Genomic DNA, 16065 nt, shown 5'->3' with positions numbered 1-16065 from the left:
GGTCGACCCCCGCTCCAATATTGAATTCCCGCGGTCAAGCCGTGGGAATTCGGGATGGGGGTGACCTATTACTTCTGAGTAAGTCTGCTTAAACTATATACAAGTATGTGCCGAACAAAGTCGGCACATGGAATTAAATAAAGACATAACAATCTAAACTGTATAATGGATCCCTACAGCCCCCAGATTGTAGTACTTGGAGTCCATTTCCACCTGCCAGCTACTTGTAGGAGCATGGCCAGGATATACTGTAGAACCGAATACATAACTGGTATCAGCAATATATAATCCCCTATATTCGGCAAAGACACTAAAATTTTTGTTTAGATCAAAACCTAAACCAACTTTTCCTTGTGCTGCAAATGCCGAATCAGTGCTACTTGTTCTTGAGTTGTAATGATTAACGCCTATTTCAGGTGGTGAGACCTGTATGGCTTTTGCCCTGGAGACAGATTGAACGGCACCACCAATACCCCCACCAATATAAGGATGGAATCGGCTGTCTGCGGAATTAAGATTTAAGACTGCATTAACAAGGAAAACGCCTGTAGTTGTTGGATATTTAACTAAAAAGTCGTGCTCAGGCAATCTTGCGGTATCATTGTTTATATCATGCCCAGTCAATGAGTCTTTTCCAAGATAGTATCCTTCTAATTCAAAAGCAGGTGCTAGGTTCCATTGCGAATTGAAAAGATTGGAAGACATATCTAACCATTGAAACCCAACATGTCCGCCGACCATGCCTACAGAACTAGTGTGTGCCCGGCCAAAGGCATCTACAGCTAAGGGACCTCCATTTGCCTCTGTGAAAAAGGCGGTTCCATACTGTCTAATATCAACTTTCTCGGATGAACCACCACCACCAAAAACACCGAAATAGATTTTTCCTGGTACATTGATTACTGTTGGGCCCATCGTGCCAGCATTCCCGTTTATACTAGCTAATGCAAACAATATTCCCATCATGGATCTTGAGTAGTTTAAACTTTTACCTTTCTTATTTAATTTCATTTATCTCTCCTTTTAATTAACATGTTCCATCTGAAGTGGGGTAGAGGTCATATATAGCCATTAAGCTACAATAATTCAAAGACTAACGTGATTAAATTTAATATACAAGAGGGTTAGCATCATCTCAAAGATTTGTATGCTCAAAAGGATGGGGAGCTTTCAGCGGGCAAATTGATGTTTACTAAACGCAACCCGCTCAGCTACAGTCTGTTTACCTTTGGCTGCTTGGGCTTCTATCATTTTATAGCGTGAAAGTCCGCCTTCTCTATTAGCGATTTGAATATTAAGGCCAGGACGCGCATTCAGTTCAAGCATCAAGGGGCCATGGTCTTTATCCAAAACAATATCGACACCCAGATAACCAAGACCGGTTAACTCATAGCAACTGGCAGCAATTTCTAAAATTTTATCCCAATAAGGGACAGTAATATCGTTAATAGGTGCTAAGGTGTCTGGATGAAAATCAATGGCATCATTGTGAAAAACACCTCCCAAGGTTCTGCCATTCGCGAGATTGATTCCCACGCCTATTGCTCCTTGGTGTAAATTTGCCTTCCCACCTGATAGGCGTGTAGGTAGGCGAGCCATTGCCATAGCCGGGTAACCAAGTAGGGTAATGATACGAATATCAGGAATCCCCTCGTAGCTAACCTCTTTGAAAATGGGATCAACAACTACACGGTGCTCAACAATTGCATAATCAGCATGTCCTCCCAGGCTATAAGCTCCTGAGAGAAGGCAAGATAAATGATAGGCCAGTTCAGTGGTAGTCGTTAACTTGCCATTGATCTGCCGATAGCGCCCAAATACCCGATCCGTAATGACCAAAATGCCATCACCACCTGCGCCATGGGCGGGCTTGATAACAAAGTCTTTATAAGGTGCTAACAGTTTTTCGAGTTCTTTGATCTGATGTTCACTTTCAATAATTTCAAAGAGCTTGGGCACAGCGATCCCTGCTTTAATCGCCAATTGCTTAGTTTGTAGCTTATCGTCAACTAGAGGGTACAATCTACGATTGTTATATCGTAAGACATAGTCGCTATTACGCTGATTAATGCTCAAGATTCCGCGTTTACGTAAACGTCTATATAAATGCCACATCAGTTTTTCCCGCCCAATACTTTAAAACGAAATAGCTCAAAAAGCCTATAACCGCGATATTGGCCGAACCATAAAATCAGGGCAAGCAAGACGAGTAAAAGCTCTGGAAAGGCAAAGATCAGATACTGCATCGGGGGGTAATTCATCGCACCAAAAGCGATGACTGCAGCCACAAGGCTACCAACACCAGATTTGATTGCATCAGAAGCTCCTCGCTCATCCCAGGTTATACACATGCGCTCAATGGTCATGGTAAGAATAACCATTGGGAAGAGAGCCACCGATAAGCCTGAGTCCAGGCCTAAATTCTGGCAGATCACACTAATGAAGATCATCAGCAAAATAACAACAGTTAAAATAGCAGCTAGCCTCGGCACTAATAAGAGGCGAAGTTGATCCAGATAGAAACGTGCGAGCAAACCAAAGGAAACAATGATGGTAAAAAGAGTTATCCCCCAAATCACATGCGTTTCGCGAAAGGCTAGAGCAATCAAAACAGGCATGAATGTACCGAAGGTTTTTAACCCAACAAAATTCCGTAACAATAAAATGATGAAGGCACCAATTGGTACGGTGAGTAAAATTTTATAGGTTTCCTGGACATTAACGGGTAGTTGTAACAAGGAAAATCGCAGTAATTGTGAATCAGTCTGTAAGCCTCTCGCTTTAGCAATAGTTAAGGCATTAACAGGTGTAGGCGAAACAGTAAGGTTAAATATGGGCTTCTTGCCACCAATCACATCGTAGACTGGATCAAAGCCGTATTGCCAAACGAGAAAATCTTTAGGAAAGCCAGCACTTCCGGTGCGAGGATTAATGTAGGTCCATTCTTTGCCATTATGAACAACCATAAAGGACTTAAAATCAGCCCGATTTTGATGTTGGCTTAGGTAGATCCCCTTTACTGGCATGGCATAGATTTTCGCTTGATTCAATACAGTAATGGCTGCACTGATTACGTTATCGTCATTAAAGTCAGTACCTACAAGCAACTTGGCATTCCCATCCTTTTTATTCAATTCTTTAATAACGCCCTGGGCAAAGGTTTGTATATCTGCAGATGATTGGCGAACTTGATTGGTTATAGCATCAACAGCAGATTTTTGTGTCTCATCAAGTGGCTGAGCTTTGATCTGTGGTGGTTTTGCCAAAGAGGATTCATTAGAATTTATTTCGCGAAAAATAGCGCGGTAATAGAGTGATTGTGCTCCCGAGCTACGTCTGAGCGACCATACAGTTTGACGGTTATAGCCATTTAGATTAGTGGTGACACCATAATTGTGAGAGACAAAATATTCATCGAGAATTGCAAAATAGGGTGGCATATAAGGTATATTGAAACTTGCCTTCACCGGAGCATTGCGATCCGCGATGAAACGCAGATTAGCTTCAATCGTCCAGCTATTCACTGTTTCTGTATCGGTTAGAGGTACATCAAGTATAAGATGTCGATATAAAAACAGGCTTATACCTACAACAAAAAGGCTGATAATTAAACCATAAACATGGCGCTTATTTGACTTCATTTTCTTTAACTTGTTGAGATTTAATCAAAAATGCGTGACTTGGGTCAATCAAACCATCAAAGGCAATAATTGCGTCTCTACCAAGTAACAGAGGGTAATTAAAGCGTTTGCGATTGGTTAGGTTGACAGGAATTTTGCGGATTTTATCGCCAATTTGAACAGTCATCAATACAACTGGTCGTCTTATAGATGCAATTTTGTTTTGTGGTGATTGGTTTTCGCCTGCACGCGCCTTTATTTTTACTTTGCCGAGATATTCAGCGGTAAATTCCATCTGCTCCTTTTTACCTAGAACAGTAAAATGTAGATAAGTTTTACCATTTTGTACGATTTCGTTAATGTTTATCGCACTTAATGACGCCGATTTTGCACCGGTGTCCAATTTCGCTGATAAGACCATTCCTTTATCAACAAGGGTTGCTTTTTCAACATAGCCATAGACTATCTTTGTGTTGGCTGCCATGGAACACCCTGAAAAAAATAATAAAAGAATAAAAGAAAAGCTGCGCAGACTCATCAAAAAACCTTTTAAACGGGGCAAATACCGTTAATGCTAGCAGATTTGTTAGTCTACGCCCAGCGTTGAATTACAGGCCGCCGGTAATTTAACGTCAGTTATGGATAAGAATCATTTAAAATCTTGGATAAATCAAAGTACTCTTCGTTAAAAGCGCCAAAAAATGCTCGAATTAGCCCTGCTAGTCCTGCGCTTTTTGGGCGCTTTTGCCTCGATTATATTGGTTTCTCTCAATTTTAAACGACTGCTATCCATAACCGACGTTAATTTAGCAATTAGAACAGCTATTTTCATCAGAACAAACTAACCCATAACTTAAATCCTAACCGGAAAATCATTTTAATAATCTCTCATGACCACTATCTAAGGAAGAAATACGCTTGTGAGATAGGCTTTCTGGTCATTATTTGTTCATTAAATAGTAATAAGTACGTAAAACCACCCTCTATACTTTTATTCAAGGCTATATTTATCCCTCCTCTGTGATAAAATCGTTGATGGGCATGCCATTTTTGATCTATTTTAGGTCAGGATGAAAATTTAGTTGCCAATTCGCGTCTGATTGAGTACAATCTCCCCCATCTTAGCCGCTGCAGACAATAAGCATGACGACCGAGACTCTCTCTGAAGGTGACTCATCAAATCACAAACCAAGTAGTTTAGACTTGCTTGCCGGGAGAATGGATGCTCAGAGCCGACTTCTGGCAAAGAAACTACATGAACTTGGTTATATATACGTACTTTTTGGTGCGCTAGATGGCTTGAGCCTCTCATATAGCATGATGAAGTATTACTTTGACATGCTCCTTGCAAATAGCGATCTCTCTTCTTCTGATGAAATGCACGATTGGATGACGTCCCCCGAGGGGGCTGCAATTGCTGCAACAACCTCGATATCGCTCATTGTATTCTCGATGCTTGCAAACCATTTTGATGATGAAGACCAGAACGTATTTAAACGCTATATAGCGGTGATCTGGCCTTATTGTCGGGATACCATGAAAGGCCTTAAAAACGCTTATAAGGGCTTGAAAAGTACTCTGCAAGTAGCCGAAATACTTGGTGGAGGCGATTTTTCGTATCTTATTGTGCCGGTTGGTTTGTTGCTAGGTGGCCTATCTGTCATTAACCGTATATGGTTTCGTTGGATGGTGAACGAGCGCAAGGCAATGATGAAGGCGAATGCCAAGATATTAGACGACATTCAAAATTCTCCAGACATTACACTTGAACGCCTCGAGGAATTAAAAGGGGACATAAAGAGACAATCGGATAGCATCAGAAGCATGGCTATGCTTTCTGCGGCCTACGGGGGGGTTGTTGATGGCCTTTATCTCTATATTGGAGTATTAGGTATTTGTTCGTTATCGCCACCAGCATTAATTGCTATGACGGTATTTTGTTCTATATATCTAGCCGCCTGTATTGCTACTAGGATGTATGAAGAATACGACTTTCAACGTAAGCTATTGATTTCACAAACTAAAATAGAACTGGCCTACGAAGGCAAGCGAATAGAGCTATTATTCGCTGAGTTACAAAGGATAACTACGGAGTTATCCAGCTCTCCCGACAATCACGATTTACTTAATGAGCAAGAGGTAGCTATCAACTTATTTCAGGTTGCGGCTTGGGAGTTTAAAGAACAACGCAAGAAACTTCTTGACCTGTCTACCCTGTCTTATACCTCAGCATTTTTGGCAGGTGCAAAAAATGGCTTGGCAGCCTATGGTGCGCTTGCCAGCGTAATATTTGCCGTAGGGACAATTCTTGCTTTATCGTCGATAGCTTTCCCTCCTGCCTTATTGATAAGTTGTATTTCCTTTGGCATGGTTTTTATGATCGGCTTTATTGTCCATTCCTTAGTTCATGCCTATTACCATCGTATAAAAGTAGAACAACAGCAAAATGAAGAAAGCAAAGTTATTCTACAAGAAAAAGTTATTCAACAAGAAAAAATTACTCCAAAAGAAGTTTCGCTAGCTGAAATTGGTCCCTTATTTAAGGATGCTAAACAACAGGTTAAGGATCTTAGGCCAGAGGAAGTCAGAACGGCAATTCTTGATGGAATGGTTGTTGATCCTTCCCCTCAATTCTTTTTCCAAGAGTGGTTTGAAATACTTCGATCATCCTCCTCAGGGGTAGGTAAAGGGGCAAAGGCAATAAATCTTGCTATGAACTCTTTCGAAGAGAAAACTGATACAGATGGCCATTATCATGAAACGCCAATTATGATGGGTTTTATAGCTGTAAGCGCAATTGTACACGCCGCCGCCTTTGGCCTGAGAGCCCATTCTCGCGGTTTTGGGCGTCCTCCTATTGATCAAGTTCCTAGTAAGATAAATGATGATACTGCGATAGAGTTGGAGGAAATGACCCCTGGCTCAAAAACAGAAGACGACTTAACACCACAAGATAATACTGAGCAGCAAACTGTGAGCGCGCCGCGGCAAGAATCATTTTTTGGCTCTATGTACTCATTTTTCTGTGGTGGAAAGCAGCAGCGCGAGGCAGATGTTTCGGAGACCAATCCTGTTGAGGACTCTAGCTTGGCGTCGGAAGAGCCAGTAAGTCGTTGGAAAGCAGTAAGAAGAAATTTTCAAACTAATGGTGCTATTCAAGATGAAAGCCAGGAAAATGCTGCTTTTAGTCAGCCCAATAGCCCTAGGTCCAGTCACACTTTAGCATCATATAGCTGAGGATTTAATGTAGGGTCATTATACATTTTGAACTGATGATAAACTTTGAAAGTGCGAGTACCGTCTCTTATCTCATCAAATAATTGCTGTAAACAGGTAACTAGCTGATTTTGCTGAGTAATAAGGGTTTGCCATTTCCGTTGACAATGCTGGCGATGTGTCTCATCAACATCTTGACGCTGGCTCTGCAAATTCATGTGATAGGCTTTAAGTGCCAGAATCGACAGGCGATCTATCATCATTCCCGGTGTTTCAGAATGTACGAAACATTCATCTGATGTAGAGGGTTGCAGCTTGTTATAAAGCCATTCATCCATTGCTTCCATGCGATTATTACGTTGCTGGTTACAGTGATCAATTTCGCGTTTGGCTAAATAAACAAATTCATGCCCCATATCATCGCGACGGGCGCGATCCTCAGCATGCCAAAGTTGGTAATTAAATGAGTGATTCTCTTCTGCCAGTGCCAAAAAATCCTGTTGACTAAGCTTGAGGCCGCTCTTTTTCCAGAGAACAATGCAATCACGCTGCATAATAGCAATTTCAGTTGCTTGAACTAAATTAGTCATTATCCCCTCTAATCAACTTTGCAAAAAGCGGCCATATTACCATGCTTACTGCTGGATTGACACAGTATTAGGCAGGTATCAATATCAATCCAGATGGTCACTGCTCATTAGAAAATTTGGAAAAATAGCGATTATATATTTTTAGGTAGGCGCCGTCCGTTTCCATCTCTAAAAGGGCTTTATTTATTTTTTCAATTAATTCGCCCTTGCTCTTATTGACCATAATGCCGTAACCAACTCCCACAGGGATACCATTTCCAACTAGTTTAAACATAGTGCTATTAGTGGCAACCCAATATTTTGCAGCTGCTTCGTCCGTGATCACCGCATCAACCTTACCATTTGATAAGGCTTGGAAAACTTCAGTAAGTGTTGGATATTCAACAATTTGTACTAAATTTTTAAAACGCTCTTGTACTAGAGCTTTAAACAGGGTGCCCTCAACTGAGCCCACTCTTTTTTCGTGTAAGCCCGCAAGGCTGGAAATTGATGAGGAAGTTGCTGTTACAAACTGACCACTAGAGGCTAAATACGGCAGACTGAATAAAAATGTCTCTTGTCTTAACTCGGTGATACTGATGGCAGCTAGCCCTATATCAATATGATTACTTAATAGGTCTGAAAAAATTTGAGAAAAAGTAAGGGGGTAAAATGACAATCAGCGTGTAGGCGATTACAGACTTCCATCATAATATCGACATCAAAACCGAAAAAATGCTCCTTTTTATCGGCCTCTACCTCAAAAGGAGGGTCATAAACCAGGGTCCCGATATTTAGTCTTTCCGCCTGTAGAAAGGGGGATAGTAACAAGGTGAGCAGTAGAATGAGTACTCGCACAAGAATAGTCCTTTAAATCAAATTGAGATATTTTTTCTATTTTACAAGGGTATTGTGACATTGCTACGTCCTTGGTAAGAAAAACATTGATTTCTTTTATTTCCGCAAAAGCAATTTCGAATTGATGACAGCGCCACGCTTTTGTGCAACTATTTCCACATCAATTTACTGAGAGATTATTATGAAAGCTGTTTTGTTTATTTTTTTCCTTGGTTTGGTCGGTGGCGTTTATGCGGATAATAGTACCCTTCCTGCAACTTGTAAGCCTGTGCGGATCAAGCAAGCATCTGCTAATCTATCTGCTAAAAAACCTCTGTTAGTAATGATCCATAATTTATCAAGCACTGATTTATGGATTACTCATCCTGTTTCTGATCCAAGTGCTAGTGCTGGTTGGTCCAGTCGTTTACAAGCAGGTAACTGGTCTGCTTTGGCTTTGGACAAAGATGGTTTTGAATTAAGTTGCATAGAATCAAAACCTGGGCACGAACAGCAGGTACCCTGTAGTGGCGTTATTGCGATTTGTAAGTGGTCCACTATTGCTGTACCTGAAAAAGAGAAGGGGACTTTTTGGGCCGGGGAAAATATGACCTTGTCCGCACTGGCTAGCCATTTGGGTGGGCGTGGGTTTGAATTACCCGCTTTAACGCAATAAGTGCTAGACTCAAATAGAATTTTGTTAAAAAAGTGGTGAATGTGAATAAAAAAAAGAAAGACCCCTTTTATAAAAGGGAAAAAGAAAAATATGGGACGCCAATACCTAGCCGCGAATTGATTATGCAGGTGCTGGATGAGTACGGCCGTCCTATGTCTCGCATTCAATTAATAAGCAAATTAGAGGTAGATAATGAGGCTGAGCAAGAAGCCTTAGGCTTTCGTCTAAAGGCAATGCTGCGTGATGGTCAACTTATGCAAGATCGCCGTGGCCGGTTTTGTTTGTTGGGCCGGATTAATTTGCAACGAGGTACAGTGCAAGGCCATCCTGACGGTTTTGGTTTCTTCATTCCAGATGATGGTACGGATGATATGATCTTGTCCGCCAAAGAAATGCGGGCAGTAATGCATGGTGATTTGGTTCTTGCGTATCAGACAGGAGTGGATCGACGTGGTAGACCAGAGGGTAAAATTCACGAAGTTATTGAGCATGCCAATATAAGTGTTGTAGGGCGCTTCTTTACTGAACATGGGGTTGGTTTTGTAATTCCTGATAATAAGCGCTTAACCCAAGATATTTCAATTCCACTTGAATTTGCAGCAAATGCCAAAAACGGTCAGATGGTGCTGACGGAAGTCATCGCGTTCCCATCTAAGCGCAACCAGGCAATAGGCAAAGTTATCCACATTCTTGGTGAACATATGGCACCAGGTATGGAGATAGAGGTTGCTATTCATGCTCATGGTATTCCCGCTGATTGGCCAGATGATGTGAGCGCTGAGGTTGCTAAAATTCCTCAATCAGTCACAGATGAACAAATACAGGGGCGAACAGATCTACGCGATTTACCTTTTGTGACTATCGATGGTGAGGATGCAAAAGATTTTGATGATGCTGTTTATTGTTATAGGAAACCTAAGGGCGGATATCAGCTCTATGTGGCAATTGCCGATGTAAGTCATTATGTTGGGGTGAATTCTGCTTTAGATAAAGAAGCTTCGCGGCGTGGAAATTCAGTTTATTTCCCAGGAAAGGTTGTTCCTATGCTGCCTGAAGCGCTTTCTAATGGAATCTGCTCACTGAATCCGCTGGTAGATAGATTATGTCTGGTTGCGGAAATGGCTATTACTGCGGATGGCAAGATTAGTCGTTCTCGCTTTTACCGCGCCGTTTTTCACTCTCATGCTCGTTTAACCTATACTCAGGTTGCACAATGGCTACAAGAAGGCCGCACAGATGAAAAACACAAGTCTCTATGGCCAATGTTAGAATCGCTTAATGCGCTTTATGGTACCTTACAGCAGGCTCGTAAAGGCCGTGGTGCAATGGATTTCGAGACAACAGAAACACGCATTGAATTTGATGAAAATAGGAAAATTCAACGGATTGTCCCTGTCATACGTAATGATGCGCATCGCTTAATAGAAGAGTGTATGTTAGCTGCCAATGTTGCTACTGCTCGTTTTCTGGAAAAAGCAGAAATTCCGACACTTTATCGAGTTCATGCTACCCCTGACGAAGATAAAATTACCGCGTTAAGACTTTTCCTTGGAGAACTTGGTTTACAACTTGGTGGCGGTAAGAAGCCTCACCCCAAAGACTTTCAAAAAGTATTAGCAACGCTTGGTGATAGGCCAGAAAAACACCTGATTGAGACTGTCATGTTACGTTCGCTGAAACAAGCGCAATATATTGAAGAAAATGATGGGCATTTTGGTTTGGCCTATCAAGCCTATACCCATTTTACATCACCAATTAGACGTTACCCTGATTTGTTGATTCACCGTGCGGTCGCTCATCTTATCGATAATCAGAGTATAGAGACCTTTGCTTATAATCACGAGGATATGAATCGTCTCGGTAAACATTGCTCCTCAACCGAAAGACGTGCGGATGAAGCAACGCGCGAAGTAGTATCCTGGCTTAAATGTGAATATATGCAAGATAAGCTTGGTCAAGTTTTTCAGGGCACCATTTCTGCAGTGACTGGCTTTGGTATTTTTGTCGAATTGGATGATATTTATGTCGAAGGGTTGGTGCATGTGACCTCACTTAGAAACGATTATTATGCTTTTGATCCGGTAAAACATCGCTTAGTTGGTGAGCGTGGTGGGCATGTTTATCGTTTAGGAGACAAGATGACAGTCTTGCTGGCGCGAGTCGATTTAGATGAGCGTAAAATCGACTTTGAACCCGCCGAGAATGGAAATATTGATGAGTGAACAATATGTTTATGGTGTACATGCAGTGAAGGCTCTTCTTGCAAATCGTCATCGCCCCACAAAAAAATTATATATAAATCAAGAGCGACTTGATAAGCGCCTTGAAGAGTTGCTTCAACTTGCAGAGACTTACTCGATTGTTATAGAGCGCTTGTCTTCACAGAAAATGAATCAACGTTTCTCAGAGTTTAAACATCAAGGCGTGGTCGCCAGTGCTGGTGTATTACCAAGCTATGGTGAGAGTGATTTGCCTGCATTATTGGCTGCGTCTAAACAACCCTGTTTAATTCTTATCCTGGATGGGGTAACTGATCCACATAATTTAGGGGCTTGCCTTAGATCTGCTGATGCGACTGGTGTAGATTTTGTTCTGATACCTAAAGACAAAAATGCTGATATTACCCCTGTTGTTTCCAAAGTAGCCTGTGGTGCCGCAGAGTCTATTCCTTTGGTGCGTGTAACCAATTTAGTAAGGGCCATGGAGATTATTAAACAAGAAGGTGTATGGATCTATGGCGCTGCTGGTGAAGCCAATGAAACGTTATACAATCTCGATTGTAAGTCTTCTATTGCCTTGGTTATGGGCGCAGAAGGTGAGGGGATGCGTCGTTTAACCCGGGAGCATTGCGATGGCTTATTTGCTTTGCCAATGCTGGGTAGCGTTGAGAGTTTGAATGTTTCAGTGGCGACAGGTGTCTGTCTTTATGAGGTTGTTCGACAACGTTCTCTATAGTTTGCAAAAATCATCAAAGATAAAAAGCGCTAAGCTTGCTGTTTATTCAATAATAACTATATTTTTCAGTTATCCTCATCTAGTTAAAAGCTTTAGAGATATTTTTTTATTTGCTAAAAGCGTGGGGAGAAATGTATTTTTCAACTCCAGCTCCAATTTCATAGCGACACACTCAAGTGAGCCTACAATAAGTATCACTCCGTCAGAAAGTGATTCTGCCTTGGCTACAAGCGCTAGTTATAGTGGAGAAAGTTTCGTTGTTTAACACAAACAGTAGGTAATATGAAAAAAACATTATTTTGGACAGAGTCCGGAGCGCGAATGCGCTTAATTAGTAGTAATAATGAGAAAAAGCTCAACTGGTTATTTTTAGCCGGTGGCCCTGGGTTGGGCTCAGAATCCTTAGCAAATCTTGTCGAGTTATTAACCCTTCCAGGTAATCTGTGGTATTTGGATTTGCCTGGTGATGGATCAAATAATTCCGATCAGTGGGATTTTTCCAATTGGCAGCAAGGGCTCATTGAAGCGACACAACAGGTTGACAATGTCATTTTGGTGGCTCACTCCTCAGGAGGAATGTTTGCTTTGGCTACCGCTGGTTTAGAAGCTAATTTAACTGGTTTGGTATTGATGGATTCTGCTCCTCATACGGGTTGGCAGCAGTATTTTATTGAGTATGTAGAAAAGCATCCCTTGCCAGGAATCGCTCCTTTGCAACAACGCTATCAGGAAAGCCCTTCAAATGATTTGTTAAAGGAACTGACTATTGCTTGCCTACCTTATTTTTCTAAGGCTGAAAGCAGAGAAAAAATGGAGGCTATGCTTAAAACCTTATCCTTTAATCATAAAAGCCATCTCTGGTCAGAAAGCAATTTTGATCAAACCTATGAAGCTAAATGGGTGCCACAAGCGATTCCTACCTTAATTTTTGCTGGGGAGCAAGATAACCTCACACCGCTTAAATTATTTTCTGAATCAGTTGATTTTCAGCGAGATAATATTTTGATTCGAGAGATTGCTGCAGCCTCTCATTACCCCTGGTTCGATAATCCTGAGCAAATTAAGCAGGTTTTTGCTGAGTTTTGCCAAACAATGGCGTTTGAATAACGCCATTGTTTGATGAGCTTCATTTTCCGATAAATTGATTAATTGTCATGGTTAATCTGCTGACAAGCTCATCGATTTCCTCTTCATTAATGATCAAAGGTGGTAGCAAACGGATAACAGTCTCAGAAGTCACATTGAAAAGCAGGCCGTTTTTTAATCCAATGAGACGGGCATCATTGGCAGGTCTATCGAGTTCAACGCCTAACATATATCCCTTGCCGCGTATTGCCTGGACATTGGGGTGCTCACCAAAGGCTTGCATTAATTTTTCTCTTAGGATTGCACTGTTATGGGTAACCAACTCACAAATTTTATCACGTTCCATAACATCTAGAACGGTTAATGCCGTTGCACAAGCAAAGGGATTTCCGCCAAAGGTTGAGCCATGATTGCCGGGTTTAAAAAGGTCACAAGCCTTATTGCGCATAAGACAGGCACTTACGGGGATGCCATTTCCTAAACCTTTTGCTGTGGTTATAATATCTGGTTGAATATTGGCATGCATGGAAGCGAAAAATTTTCCTGTACGACCATTACCAGTTTGTATTTCATCCATGATAAGTAACCATTCATGCTCTTTACATAGCTGGGCTAAGGCACGTAAATAGGAATCATCCGCAGCATAGATACCGCCCTCTCCTTGAATAGGCTCAATCATGACAGCAACGACGTCATCCCGATTTGCCGCGATGGTATGGATTGCATCAATATCATTAAAGGGAGCGCGAATAAACCCAGGAACAAAGGGTTCAAATCCTGCTTGGACCTTACGGCTTCCCGATGCGGTTAGAGTCGCCATTGTTCGGCCGTGAAAAGCTCGCTCCATAACAATGATTGATGGTGTTTCGATGCCTTTTTTATGGCCGTAAAGACGGGTAAGCTTGATTGCGGCTTCGTTGGCTTCTGCGCCTGAGTTGCCAAAAAAAACTTGATCCATGTTGCAAAGTGAAGTCAATTTTGCAGCAAGCAGTTCCTGTTCTTTAATAATATAAGCATTCGATGTATGTAAGAGTTTTGCTGCTTGTTGCTGAATTGTGCGGGTAATATCTGGATGGGCATGCCCTAAACCACAGACAGCAATACCGCTTAAGCCATCCAAATAAGCTTTGCCCTCTTCATCATAGAGCCAAACCCCTTCACCATGGGTAAAGGAAATTGGCAAGGGGTTATAACTTGTGACAAGTGCCATGTATACTCCTTAATACTCAATGACCACACGCCCAATCCTTATAAATCTTGGATTTGGGCAGTGCTTTTGCAATTAACGCATATTAGATGTAATAAAATCCCAATTTACCAAAGACCAAAATGCTTTGAGGTACTCAGGGCGCGCATTGCGATAATCGATGTAGTAAGCATGTTCCCAAACATCACAAGTCATTAACGCGTTTTGACCTTCAGTCATAGGGGTTCCTGCGTTGCTAGTGCTAGTAATTTTAAGTTCACCCGCTTTATCCTGAACTAACCAGGCCCAACCTGAACCAAAGGTGCCGATTGCTGCTTGTGTGAATTGCTCTTGAAAGACAGAGAAGGAGCCAAAGGTTTTAATAATCGCATCAGCTAATTTTCCTGTTGGTTCATCGCCTCCCTTGGGGCTCAAGCAGTGCCAGTAAAAAGTATGATTCCATACTTGTGCGGCATTGTTAAATAATCCACCTGCTGGTGCTTTTTTTATAATCTCTTCCAGGCTCAGATTTTCATATTCAGTTCCAGCAATGAGCTTATTAAGATTGACTACATAGGTGTTATGGTGCTTGCCATAATGGTATTCGAGCGTTTCTTCTGAAATATAAGGTGCTAAAGCGTTCTTCGCATAAGGTAAAGCTGGTAAAGTGAATGCCATGAAAAAACTCCTAGTTTTTAGTGAAGTTGTAAGTTTAGCAGGATTCATTATAAGTGCTAGGGGTGGTTTCCCTTTTCATTGTGGACTGAGCCGTAACGGGAAGCAGAAAATTGAGAAAGGTCTATAATATATAGTCTCATTTAGTACGTTTGCTCTAATTTTGGGCAAACGTGGTTGCTTCATGGTTCTCTTTTCGCCATAATTAGAGATGTTTTTTATTTTTTCTTATGAAATAGGTGTCTTAGTGGAAACAATTGATAAAATAAAACAGCAAATTGCTGAAAATGCGATACTACTTTATATGAAGGGTACCCCAAAAATGCCTCAATGTGGTTTCTCTGCCAGAGCAGTGCAATGTATCGATGCTTGTGGAGTAACCTTTGCTTATGTCGATATTTTGGCTAATCCCGATATCCGCCAAATCCTCCCACAATATGCAGATTGGCCAACATTTCCACAATTGTTCGTGAAAGGTGAATTAATTGGCGGTTCAGATATTATTGTAGAACTTTACCAACAAGGCGAGTTAGAGACCTTATTGCGTGAAGCGGTCGAGTCTCAAGCGTAATTTTAATCTAACACACAGACAGTGTGCTTAATCAAGGAGAATATAGATGAGCGTTTTGGTTGGTCGAAAGGCCCCCGATTTTACAGTTCCTGCAGTTTTGGGTAATGGTGAAATTGCAGATAAATTCAACCTGCATGAAGAGTTGAAAGGTAAATACGGATTAGTGTTTTTCTATCCTTTAGATTTCACTTTTGTTTGTCCCTCAGAACTTATTGCTCTTGATCATCGTATGGATGAATTTAATCAACGTGGAGTTGCTGTGGTTGCTGTATCTATTGACTCACAATTTACTCATAATGCATATCGCAACACATCAGTTAAAGATGGTGGAATTGGACCAGTGAAATTCACATTGGCAGCTGATATGACTCACACAATTTGTCAATCCTATGGTGTAGAGCATCCTGTTGCAGGTGTTGCATTCCGTGGTGCTTTTATTATTGATAAGAACGGTATGGTTCGTTCACAGATCGTTAATGATTTGCCGATCGGCCGCAATATTGATGAAATTATTCGTCTTATTGATGCAGTACAGTTTTTTGAAGAAAACGGAGAAGTATGCCCAGCCGGATGGCAAAAAGGTAAAGCAGGAATGAAGGCTTCACCTAAAGGGGTTGCTCAATACCTTGCTGAACATTCAGAAAATCTATAAGTTTTTGGGACGTACTCATCTA

General features: G+C 41.4%; 14 protein-coding genes and 1 pseudogene. 7 read left to right on the top strand and 8 right to left on the bottom strand.

The features are described 5' to 3' along the window. Positions 1-153: 153 nt before the first annotated feature. The 4 genes from BN1094_RS01665 to BN1094_RS01650 form a co-directional block, all read right to left on the bottom strand. Positions 154-1011 (bottom strand): outer membrane protein, encoded by an 858-nt coding sequence (locus BN1094_RS01665; RefSeq protein ID WP_043872682.1) that lies wholly within the window; start codon positions 1009-1011, stop codon positions 154-156. Positions 1012-1170: 159 nt separating this feature from the next. Then, a complete protein-coding gene (locus BN1094_RS01660) occupies positions 1171-2115 on the bottom strand; it encodes an alpha-L-glutamate ligase-like protein (RefSeq protein ID WP_043872681.1) in 945 nt (314 codons plus the stop codon). Continuing rightward, a complete protein-coding gene (locus BN1094_RS01655) occupies positions 2115-3641 on the bottom strand; it encodes an inactive transglutaminase family protein (protein WP_043872680.1) in 1527 nt (508 codons plus the stop codon). The genes BN1094_RS01660 and BN1094_RS01655 overlap by 1 nt, the downstream gene beginning before the upstream one ends. Continuing rightward, positions 3628-4104 (bottom strand): ATP-dependent zinc protease family protein, encoded by a 477-nt coding sequence (locus BN1094_RS01650; protein ID WP_081935063.1) that lies wholly within the window; start codon positions 4102-4104, stop codon positions 3628-3630. Before BN1094_RS01650 ends, BN1094_RS01655 begins: the two co-directional genes overlap by 14 nt. Before the next feature lie 659 nt (positions 4105-4763). Between BN1094_RS01650 and BN1094_RS01645 the strand changes: the two genes are divergently transcribed. Next, positions 4764-6857 (top strand): hypothetical protein, encoded by a 2094-nt coding sequence (locus BN1094_RS01645; RefSeq protein ID WP_141650402.1) that lies wholly within the window; start codon positions 4764-4766, stop codon positions 6855-6857. Here BN1094_RS01645 and BN1094_RS01640 read toward each other — a convergent pair. After that, complete coding sequence (locus BN1094_RS01640) at positions 6833-7426, bottom strand: DUF4254 domain-containing protein (protein WP_043872678.1); 594 nt, start codon at positions 7424-7426, stop codon at positions 6833-6835. The genes BN1094_RS01645 and BN1094_RS01640 overlap by 25 nt on opposite strands. A 97-nt stretch (positions 7427-7523) precedes the next feature. Next, a pseudogene (locus tag BN1094_RS01635) lies at positions 7524-8263 on the bottom strand (transporter substrate-binding domain-containing protein). 181 nt (positions 8264-8444) lie between these two features. Here BN1094_RS01635 and BN1094_RS01630 point away from each other — a divergent pair. From BN1094_RS01630 to BN1094_RS01615, 4 genes are all read left to right on the top strand, one after another. Beyond that, positions 8445-8918, top strand: a complete 474-nt coding sequence (locus BN1094_RS01630; RefSeq protein ID WP_043872677.1) for a hypothetical protein — start codon at positions 8445-8447, stop codon at positions 8916-8918. 41 nt (positions 8919-8959) lie between these two features. Continuing rightward, the gene (rnr, locus tag BN1094_RS01625) at positions 8960-11140 is read left to right on the top strand and encodes a ribonuclease R (protein ID WP_043872676.1); all 2181 of its coding nucleotides are present in this window, start codon (positions 8960-8962) and stop codon (positions 11138-11140) included. Next, on the top strand, positions 11133-11873 hold the full coding sequence (gene rlmB / locus BN1094_RS01620) for a 23S rRNA (guanosine(2251)-2'-O)-methyltransferase RlmB (RefSeq protein WP_043872675.1): 741 nt from the start codon (positions 11133-11135) through the stop codon (positions 11871-11873). Before rnr ends, rlmB begins: the two co-directional genes overlap by 8 nt. A gap of 321 nt (positions 11874-12194) precedes the next feature. Beyond that, the gene (locus BN1094_RS01615; protein WP_043872674.1) at positions 12195-12980 is read left to right on the top strand and encodes an alpha/beta fold hydrolase; all 786 of its coding nucleotides are present in this window, start codon (positions 12195-12197) and stop codon (positions 12978-12980) included. A 19-nt stretch (positions 12981-12999) separates the two neighbouring features. Here BN1094_RS01615 and BN1094_RS01610 read toward each other — a convergent pair whose 3' ends face one another. Together BN1094_RS01610 and BN1094_RS01605 are read right to left on the bottom strand one after the other, a co-directional pair. Next, positions 13000-14169, bottom strand: coding sequence for an aspartate aminotransferase family protein (locus tag BN1094_RS01610; protein ID WP_043872673.1), 1170 nt, complete (start codon positions 14167-14169; stop codon positions 13000-13002). Between the two features lie 72 nt (positions 14170-14241). Next, positions 14242-14823, bottom strand: a complete 582-nt coding sequence (locus tag BN1094_RS01605; protein WP_043872672.1) for a superoxide dismutase — start codon at positions 14821-14823, stop codon at positions 14242-14244. Between the two features lie 244 nt (positions 14824-15067). On the opposite strand from BN1094_RS01605, the gene grxD reads away from it, so the two are divergent. Continuing rightward, positions 15068-15391, top strand: coding sequence for a Grx4 family monothiol glutaredoxin (gene grxD / locus BN1094_RS01600; RefSeq protein ID WP_043873645.1), 324 nt, complete (start codon positions 15068-15070; stop codon positions 15389-15391). Between the two features lie 46 nt (positions 15392-15437). Continuing rightward, positions 15438-16043, top strand: a complete 606-nt coding sequence (locus BN1094_RS01595) for a peroxiredoxin (protein WP_043872671.1) — start codon at positions 15438-15440, stop codon at positions 16041-16043. Positions 16044-16065 lie beyond the last annotated feature (22 nt).

Origin of the sequence: Legionella massiliensis, assembly GCF_000756815.1 — a bacterium.
Lineage (GTDB): Bacteria > Pseudomonadota > Gammaproteobacteria > Legionellales > Legionellaceae > Tatlockia > Tatlockia massiliensis.
Note: the sequence above shows the minus strand (reverse complement) of the source record. Positions and strands in the feature narration are given on the sequence as shown.

What these genes read in the sequence shown, in the direction of transcription:
- BN1094_RS01665 (WP_043872682.1), bottom strand. Translation starts at nt 1,011, where the DNA reads ATGAAATTAAATAAGAAAGGTAAAAGTTTAAACTACTCAAGATCCATG.
- BN1094_RS01660 (WP_043872681.1), bottom strand. Translation starts at nt 2,115, where the DNA reads ATGTGGCATTTATATAGACGTTTACGTAAACGCGGAATCTTGAGCATT.
- BN1094_RS01655 (WP_043872680.1), bottom strand. Translation starts at nt 3,641, where the DNA reads ATGAAGTCAAATAAGCGCCATGTTTATGGTTTAATTATCAGCCTTTTT.
- BN1094_RS01650 (WP_081935063.1), bottom strand. Translation starts at nt 4,104, where the DNA reads ATGGCAGCCAACACAAAGATAGTCTATGGCTATGTTGAAAAAGCAACC.
- BN1094_RS01645 (WP_141650402.1), top strand. Translation starts at nt 4,764, where the DNA reads ATGACGACCGAGACTCTCTCTGAAGGTGACTCATCAAATCACAAACCA.
- BN1094_RS01640 (WP_043872678.1), bottom strand. Translation starts at nt 7,426, where the DNA reads ATGACTAATTTAGTTCAAGCAACTGAAATTGCTATTATGCAGCGTGAT.
- BN1094_RS01630 (WP_043872677.1), top strand. Translation starts at nt 8,445, where the DNA reads ATGAAAGCTGTTTTGTTTATTTTTTTCCTTGGTTTGGTCGGTGGCGTT.
- rlmB (WP_043872675.1), top strand. Translation starts at nt 11,133, where the DNA reads ATGAGTGAACAATATGTTTATGGTGTACATGCAGTGAAGGCTCTTCTT.
- BN1094_RS01615 (WP_043872674.1), top strand. Translation starts at nt 12,195, where the DNA reads ATGCGCTTAATTAGTAGTAATAATGAGAAAAAGCTCAACTGGTTATTT.
- BN1094_RS01610 (WP_043872673.1), bottom strand. Translation starts at nt 14,169, where the DNA reads ATGGCACTTGTCACAAGTTATAACCCCTTGCCAATTTCCTTTACCCAT.
- BN1094_RS01605 (WP_043872672.1), bottom strand. Translation starts at nt 14,823, where the DNA reads ATGGCATTCACTTTACCAGCTTTACCTTATGCGAAGAACGCTTTAGCA.
- BN1094_RS01595 (WP_043872671.1), top strand. Translation starts at nt 15,438, where the DNA reads ATGAGCGTTTTGGTTGGTCGAAAGGCCCCCGATTTTACAGTTCCTGCA.